General features: G+C 70.5%; 7 protein-coding genes and 1 pseudogene. 4 read left to right on the top strand and 4 right to left on the bottom strand.

Translation table 11 applies throughout. The annotated features are described in order from the left end of the window. Positions 1 to 66: 66 nt before the first annotated feature. Positions 67 to 195 (top strand): annotated as a pseudogene (locus QNJ12_RS11465) (GyrI-like domain-containing protein); the annotation flags it as partial. A gap of 219 nt (positions 196 to 414) precedes the next feature. After that, positions 415 to 1,380, top strand: a complete 966-nt coding sequence (locus QNJ12_RS11460; protein WP_300622780.1) for a radical SAM protein — start codon at positions 415 to 417, stop codon at positions 1,378 to 1,380. Positions 1,381 to 1,417: 37 nt separating this feature from the next. Here QNJ12_RS11460 and QNJ12_RS11455 read toward each other — a convergent pair whose 3' ends face one another. Further along, complete coding sequence (locus QNJ12_RS11455) at positions 1,418 to 2,023, bottom strand: TetR/AcrR family transcriptional regulator (protein WP_300622779.1); 606 nt, start codon at positions 2,021 to 2,023, stop codon at positions 1,418 to 1,420. A gap of 120 nt (positions 2,024 to 2,143) precedes the next feature. On the opposite strand from QNJ12_RS11455, the gene QNJ12_RS11450 reads away from it, so the two are divergent. Further along, positions 2,144 to 2,512 (top strand): antibiotic biosynthesis monooxygenase, encoded by a 369-nt coding sequence (locus tag QNJ12_RS11450; RefSeq protein WP_300622778.1) that lies wholly within the window; start codon positions 2,144 to 2,146, stop codon positions 2,510 to 2,512. A 23-nt stretch (positions 2,513 to 2,535) separates the two neighbouring features. On the opposite strand, the gene QNJ12_RS11445 is transcribed toward QNJ12_RS11450, so the two are convergent. Beyond that, complete coding sequence (locus tag QNJ12_RS11445) at positions 2,536 to 3,072, bottom strand: hypothetical protein (RefSeq protein WP_300622777.1); 537 nt, start codon at positions 3,070 to 3,072, stop codon at positions 2,536 to 2,538. A gap of 419 nt (positions 3,073 to 3,491) precedes the next feature. On the opposite strand from QNJ12_RS11445, the gene QNJ12_RS11440 reads away from it, so the two are divergent. Then, on the top strand, positions 3,492 to 4,337 hold the full coding sequence (locus tag QNJ12_RS11440) for a fumarylacetoacetate hydrolase family protein (RefSeq protein ID WP_300622776.1): 846 nt from the start codon (positions 3,492 to 3,494) through the stop codon (positions 4,335 to 4,337). Between the two features lie 54 nt (positions 4,338 to 4,391). On the opposite strand, the gene QNJ12_RS11435 is transcribed toward QNJ12_RS11440, so the two are convergent. Continuing rightward, complete coding sequence (locus tag QNJ12_RS11435; RefSeq protein ID WP_300622775.1) at positions 4,392 to 4,958, bottom strand: UGSC family (seleno)protein; 567 nt, start codon at positions 4,956 to 4,958, stop codon at positions 4,392 to 4,394. Between the two features lie 156 nt (positions 4,959 to 5,114). After that, the gene (locus QNJ12_RS11430) at positions 5,115 to 6,167 is read right to left on the bottom strand and encodes a hypothetical protein (protein WP_300622774.1); all 1,053 of its coding nucleotides are present in this window, start codon (positions 6,165 to 6,167) and stop codon (positions 5,115 to 5,117) included. Positions 6,168 to 6,202 lie beyond the last annotated feature (35 nt).

Raw genomic sequence — 6,202 nt, 5'->3', positions numbered from 1 at the left:
TCAGTCGAGCTCCGGTGATCTCAGGTGATCGGCCACTGCACCTCGGTCAGGTACTCCGACGGTTCGGTGGTCGTCGGGTGGGTGACCGAGCACGGCCACGAGTTCGCCGGTCCGGCAAGGGAGATCTACCTGAACGACCCGACGACCACCGAACCGTCGGAGTACCTGACCGAGGTGCAGTGGCCGATCACCTGAGATCACCGGAGCTCGACTGACCTCGACCGACCTCGACCGAGCTTCGATGGATCTCACATGAGCATCCGGGGTTCGGACCGGGTCCACCGTGCCGGCGGTCTCGTCCGCTCATCCCGCTCGTCGCCGGCTACTCGGCTGCCCGGGCTGCCCCACTGCCAGTGACGTTCGCCTCTGGCTGCGCGAGTCGCGCCGGCGAACGCTGGGCAGTGGAGGTGTCACATGGCACTGCAGCAACTGCACGTTCTGTTGACCTACGCCTGCAACTTCGAGTGCGACCACTGCTTCGTCTACTCCGGGCCGACGGCGCCCGGGACCATGACGATCGGTCAGGTGCGAACACTGCTCGACGAGGCCCGGCAGGTCCCGACGATCGAGTGGGTGTACTTCGAGGGCGGCGAGGCATTCCTGTACTACCCGCTCCTGCTCGCGAGCGTCCGCGAGGCGAAGGAGCAGGGCTATCGCGTCGGCATCGTCAGCAACGCCTACTGGGCGACGAGCGACGAGGACGCCGTGCTGTGGCTGCGGCGACTGGCCGATCTCGGTCTCGCCGACCTCAGCCTCAGCGACGACGCGTTCCACCACGGCACCGAACTCGATGACGGCGCCGAACCCGCGCGCGGCGCCGAACCTGCGCCCGACCCTGGGCGTGAGACCCCGGCGGCGCGCGCCGCACGGGTGGCTCGCGAGCTCGGCATCCCCGTGGGTTCGATCACGATCGAGCCGCCCGGCATCGAATCCGGCAGCGGTGAGCGCGGCGCGCCGATCGTCGGAGGTGACGTCATGTTCCGCGGCCGAGCGGCCGACATGCTGACCGCAGGGCTGCCACGCCGGTCTCCCGAGTCGCTCGTCGAGTGCCCGCACGAGAAGCTCGAGCACCCGACGCGCGTCCACGTCGACCCGCACGGGCAGGTCCAGCTGTGTCAGGGCGTGAGCATCGGCAACGTCTGGCGGACGCCGCTGGCGTCGATCCTCGACGAGTACGACCCGTCCGCGCATCCCATCTGCGGGCCGCTGCTACGGGGCGGGCCGGCGGCGCTCGCCGGCGAACACGACCTGACGCTCGCATCCGGCTACGTCGACGAGTGCCACATGTGCTTCGAGACGCGGCGCGCCTTGCTCGACCGCTTCCCGACCGAGCTCGCTCCTGCGCAGGTCTACGGACGACCCGAGCTGATCCCGGTCTGAGCACGCCGGCCCGAGCCGACGGCGCTGCCCGATCGACTCACCGAGCGGTCGCGCCGCTGCGGGCTCCGAGCATGCTCGTGGCCACCCGGCACGCCGCGTGCAGCTGCTCTGGCGGCGCCTCGGCGCGCATGCACGCGGCGACCCCGATCAGTGCCATCGTGAGGAAGGCGGCGAGCTCGTCGAGGTCGGCGCCGGGTTCGAGGTCCCCCGATCGCGCTGCGTTGCCGAGCGCATGCCGGAACGCGCTGGTCAGCCGCTCGAGGTAGGCGGTCACGTAGCGCTTGCTGCCCGGGTCGAGCGCTGCCCGCTCGACAGCGGTGTTGCACATCAGGCATCCCCGCCCGCTGGCCCAGCCCTCACTCGCTTCGGCGTAGCCGTAGAACGCATCGCGGATGGCATCGGCGCCGGCATCGGGCGCTTCGATCGGTGCCAGCACACGCGAGAGGTGCTCCTCGCTGTACCGCTCGAGCGCCGCTTCGAAGAGCCCCTGCTTCGACCCGAACTCCGAGTACATGCTCTTGCGGTTGACACCGAGCTCTGCCACGAGCTCGGCGGTGCTGGTGCCATTGAAGCCCTGGCGCCGGAACAGCTCGATCGCGAGGTCGATCAACTCGGTCCGGTCGTACTGCTTCACGCCGCTCATCGAATCTCCAGGTTTCTCGCTGCTGCGTCTTGACACAGGGTAACTGATTGATTACCTTGCTCACAAGTAACCGAACAGTTACTCAAGCCACACGGCAACAACCATCAGCAGGAGCAGGACATGGACAGCAACCACATCACCGTCGTCTACAAGTGGACCGCCCAACCGGGCAAGCTCGACGAGCTCACGTCGATCTACGCCGACGTCACCGACGCGATGGAGCAGAACGAGCCGGGCGCCGAGGCCGTCCACGTCTATGCCTCCGAGGAGGAGAACGCCCTCTACGTCCGCGACGAGTTCACCGACGCGGCGGCGATGGGCTTCCACCTGAGCACCACCGCCGCGGGCCACTTCCCCCAACTGCTCGCGATCGCCACACCGGGACCGTTCTTCTTCCTCGGCGACGTCCCCGACGAGATGAAGCAGGCGACCGAGCAGATGCAGCTGGGCGGCCAGTTCGCCACCCACACCGCGGGCTTCGACCGCTGAGGCCGGCCCGGGCGGGCGGATCGTCAGCCGGCGCCCGCCAGGCGGGCGATCCGGTTGGCGGCGTCGCGCATGACCTGGGCGTGGCCGGCGCGGAAGAACAACCAGCGTCGCAGCGACGGTCGCGGCCCGGAGAGCGGTGTCGCCTTCGCGACACGCGCCCGCCCGGTGTTGATCTCCTCCTCGAAGACCGCACCGGCGCCCTCGGCCGCGCCGTCGCTGAGCAGCCACATGGCGTCGCCCTGCAGGTAAGGCGTCCGGCGGTCGGGCTGCGCGAACGAGGCCACGAGCACGCCCGGCTCGCGCTCGGTCACCTCGACGTCGAAGCGGAAGCCCGGCACCGGCGAGAAGCCGTGCAGGTGCCGCGTGCCCGCCTCGGCGGGCACCTCCTCCCCCGGCCGGTCGCCGAAGATCGAGTCGGCGCCGACGAGCGACGCCGATCGCAACACCTCACCGATCGCCGCCGCGGTCACGCCGCGCGGAAAGACGAACGTCTGTGCCAGCGTCGCCTCGCCCGCGTGACGGCCGCGGGCGTGGCGCGTTCGCTGCACGACGGGATCCACCGACTCACCCGCCACGCTGGTCGTCCACGCCGCGGTCCACGGCCACGTTCACGCCGCGGCTCGCAGTTCCATCCCACCGGTCATCCACGCCGCAGCTGACGGCTCCATCCCACGGGTTGTGCACGGCGCAGTTCACGGCCACGTGCACGCCGCGGCTCACGGCTCGATCCGACCGGTCATCGACGTCTCGATTCACGACCACGATCATGCTGCGGCTCACGGCTCCAGCCCATCGGTGTGGCACGCTACTGGCCGGCGTTCGGCGGTCGAGGCCTGCCGAACCACCAGCACGAGGTCCACCGGTTCCGTCGCCGTCGCCGTCTCCGTCTCTGTCACGAAATCCATCACCTCTCCGTCTCCATCTCCGTCCCCCTCACCGTCTCCGAATCCATCACCCGTACGACTCCGAGGAGCAATCCATGAGCTTTCGTCTCGCCAATGTCCACGGTCGCGCCGCGCTCGTCGACGGCGACCACTACCACGACATCGCCGCCACGTCCACGGCGCCCGAACGCACGATCGGCCCCGATCCGATGGACGCCATCGCGCACTGCGCCGCCCTCCACGAGCTCGCCGGCCGGCTCGGCGACCTCGAACCGACGGGCGCGCTCGCCGACGTCACGCTGGGCCCGCCGGTCCCCCGACCGCGCAACTCGTTCGGCATCGGCCTCAACTACCGCGCCCACGCCGAGGAGTCGGGCCGCGACCTCCCGCCCAACCCGGTCGTCTTCGCGAAGTACCCGAGCTGCATCGCCGGCCCCACCGCCGAGGTCGAGCTGCGGTCGAACGCCGCTGACTACGAGGCCGAGCTCGTGGTCGTCATCGGCACGGCCGGGCGCGACATCGCCGCCGCCGACGCGTGGGATCACGTCGCCGGGGTCACCTGCGGGCAGGACATCTCCGACCGGAAGGTCCAGTTCGCTGCCGAGCCGCCGCACTTCGGGCTCGGCAAGTCCCGCGACGGCTACGGCCCGATCGGCCCCGTCCTCGTGTCACCCGATGCGCTCGCCGACCGCGACGCCCTCGCGATCACCTGCGACGTCAACGGCGAGCGCCGTCAGGACGGCAACACCTCGGACCTCATCTTCGACGTGCCGGCGCTGATCGAGTACATCTCGGGCATCCTCACGCTCGCTCCCGGCGACCTCATCTTCACCGGCACACCCGAGGGCGTCGGCGCTGCCCAGGGCAAGTTCCTCACCCCCGGCGACGTCATCACCACCACGATCGACGGCGTCGGCACGATGACGAACACCTGCCGCTGAGCTGCGTCGCGCAGCCACGGCGCCGTCACCGACGGGCGGCGCAGGCTGGTCGGGTCAGGAGGCCCCGGTCTCCGGGCCCGAGGCGGTCGGGCTCGTCGCGGTCGCCGTCAGGAGCGCGACACATTCGGCGGCTGCCGTGCGGGCCGCGGCGGCGAGCTCCGTGGCCGAGGCGCTGCTGATCGGGTGGTCGACGGTCACGAAGCGGTACCCGGGCGCGCCGAGGACGCTGCTCATCAGCTCCGCTGCGGAGACGAAGCGGTCCGTCATGACGGCGACCGACGGGACACCCAGCCGCTCACCGGACACGGCGTCGTGCAGACTGCACGACGAGCAGCTGCCTCAATCGCCGATCCCGGCGACGAGGGCCTGCCACCGCCGGGCCTGATCGAGGATCTCGTCGCCGGCGGGCGCGCTGTAGTTCGGCTTGACGACCCGCACGACCTCGGCCACGCCGTACCGGTCGCGCAGCTCGACGGCGAGCGCATCGAAGAACGGGACGGTGCCGTGCTTGCCGTTGGAGACGATCCCGACGGTCAGCCCGTCGAGCCGATCCGGGCGGGGTGCCACCCGCAGCTCCGGCGCCGACTCGTCGTACGTGGGATCGAGGACTTCGATGGCCATGGCGCTCCTCTCGGACGTCGTGGATGGTGCTCGTCGTGGATGGTGCTCGGCGGGCGAGCGTCGAAGCGAAGCGGAGGCGGTGGGCGCCGTTGCGGAGGCGGCGAGCTCGGTCGGCGGAGCCGGATCCGACCCGGTCGCTCCGGCGAAGCCCGAACATCAACAGTCGACGCAGGCGCCGATCGGGACGGTGACCGCTCGTGACTTGGCGCCGAGCCACGGCGGGATGACGGCCCCGAAGCCGCCGGCCGGGCCGCCCGCCGCGATGACGAGGAGATCGTCCGGAGCGGTGAGGGCCGCGTACTCGCGATCGCCCTTGTCGCCGATCGCGTTCGCCTTGCCGCAGTCGGCCCATTCGCGCCGGTGGATTCGAGCGTGCTCGAACACGTATGCGCGCACGTCGGCCTTCGACCACCCGGCGGCGTCGAAGTGCGCCCGGAGTTGCGGTGGGACGACGATCGCGTAGTTGCCGGCCCAGATCGAGTAGTGCCGCATGTTGGCCCGGATCTCGGCGACGTAGGTGTCGAGGATCTCGGCGGGATCGGTCGTCCACTCGTTCATCACCTGACGAGGCCCCATCGCCGCCATCACCGTCACCGCCGACACGTCGGGGTCGCCGAGTCGCTCGGCGGCGATCGCCGACCACGGTGTGTGCTCCTCGTCCTCGGCGATGCAGTAGCTGATCTTGCCGGGATGACCGAGCGTCGAGCGGTCGATGTCACCCGGCCGCACGTCGAGCACGTTGCCGAGCACGAGCCGCAGCGACCGCCCGACGCTCGTGCTCGCACGGTCGCTCGGCCCTACGGCGTTGAACGTGGGACTCATGCCGATCTCGCGGCGGATCGGCCCGTTGACGATGACGAGGAGCCCGCAGCCACCCGTGCTGGCGGTCGCGCCGTGGAGGAGGAACGGCTCGGCGAGCATCGCTGTCACCGCGGTCACGACCACCGGGAAGTGCATCGGGAGGCACCCCGCCATCACGGCGTTGATCGCCACCTTCTCGGCGGTGACAGCCCGTTGGCGAACCGGCTCGACGCCGATCAGGTGGTCGGGGTCGAGCAGCGCCCAGTCGAGGCAAGCGCCGACCGCATCCGGGGTGGGCGGCACGACCGGCAGACCGTCGGTCCAGCCGTGGGCGTGGAAGTGTTCTTGCACCGCGGCCGCGTCGTCGAACGCGAGGCGCCGGGCATCGAGGGTCGCGGGCTCGATCACGGACCCAGTCGTAGTGGGGACCCGCCGTCGCGGGC

Source organism: Ilumatobacter sp. (genome assembly GCF_030065885.1).
Lineage (GTDB): Bacteria > Actinomycetota > Acidimicrobiia > Acidimicrobiales > Ilumatobacteraceae > Ilumatobacter.
This window is presented reverse-complemented; position numbering and strand designations above follow the sequence as displayed.

Coding starts and splice junctions, on each gene's coding strand:
- QNJ12_RS11460 (WP_300622780.1), top strand. CDS start 415: ATGGCACTGCAGCAACTGCACGTTCTGTTGACCTACGCCTGCAACTTC.
- QNJ12_RS11455 (WP_300622779.1), bottom strand. CDS start 2,023: ATGAGCGGCGTGAAGCAGTACGACCGGACCGAGTTGATCGACCTCGCG.
- QNJ12_RS11450 (WP_300622778.1), top strand. CDS start 2,144: ATGGACAGCAACCACATCACCGTCGTCTACAAGTGGACCGCCCAACCG.
- QNJ12_RS11440 (WP_300622776.1), top strand. CDS start 3,492: ATGAGCTTTCGTCTCGCCAATGTCCACGGTCGCGCCGCGCTCGTCGAC.